Source organism: Bifidobacterium platyrrhinorum (assembly GCF_010667645.1).
GTDB classification, from domain to species: Bacteria; Actinomycetota; Actinomycetes; order Actinomycetales; family Bifidobacteriaceae; genus Bifidobacterium; species Bifidobacterium platyrrhinorum.
Genome location: NZ_WHZV01000021.1, coordinates 1 through 659, shown reverse-complemented (window position 1 = coordinate 659; position 659 = coordinate 1). Strand labels below are relative to the sequence as shown.

Sequence of the window (659 nt, the reverse complement as noted above, 5' to 3'; positions counted from 1 at the left end):
CAGTGGTGCGAGCACGAGTCGAAGGCCGCGTACACGGCGCTGTTCTCACGCATCCCCGCGCCCGACGTGCTCATCACCGACGGGCTGCGCGGCGCCGAGACCGCCTGCAACGCCGTATGGCCGGATACACGAATCCAGCGCTGCCTGGTGCACGTGCAGCGAAACACCCGCATCGACCTGACCTCGAAACCCAGGCTTGAGGCGGGCGGGGAGCTCAAGAGGCTCTCCGACAGGCTCACGAAAATCCATGACGCCGAGCAGGCGGCCAAATGGGCGGAGGCACTCAACGCATGGCATATCAGGTGGAAGGACTTCATCAACGAACGCACCCTCGCGAAGGATGATCCGACGAATCCGAAGGCCACGCGTCAGGAGTGGTGGTGGACGCATCAAGAAGTCAGGCGCTGCTACCGGAGATTGGAGAAACTGTTCCGCGAGGGCAAGCTGTTCGCGTTCCTCGAACCTCCGCTGACCGCCACGGGTCCGGTGGCGCGCACCACGAACCGTCTCGAGGGCGGCGTCAACTCGCCGCTCAAGCACGTGCTCCTCGACCACCACGGTCTGCCCGAGGAGCACATGAAACGCGCCTGCGAATGGGTGTGCTACATGAAAAGCGGATCCCCGGACCCCGCATCGCTGATCAGGCCCGAACACTGGAA

1 protein-coding gene is annotated in these 659 nt (G+C 64.2%); it reads left to right on the top strand.

Annotation, left to right across the window (positions count from 1 at the left end):
- A partial coding sequence (locus GFD21_RS10910; RefSeq protein WP_163197999.1) for an IS1249 family transposase occupies positions 1–659 on the top strand: 659 nt, incomplete at both ends.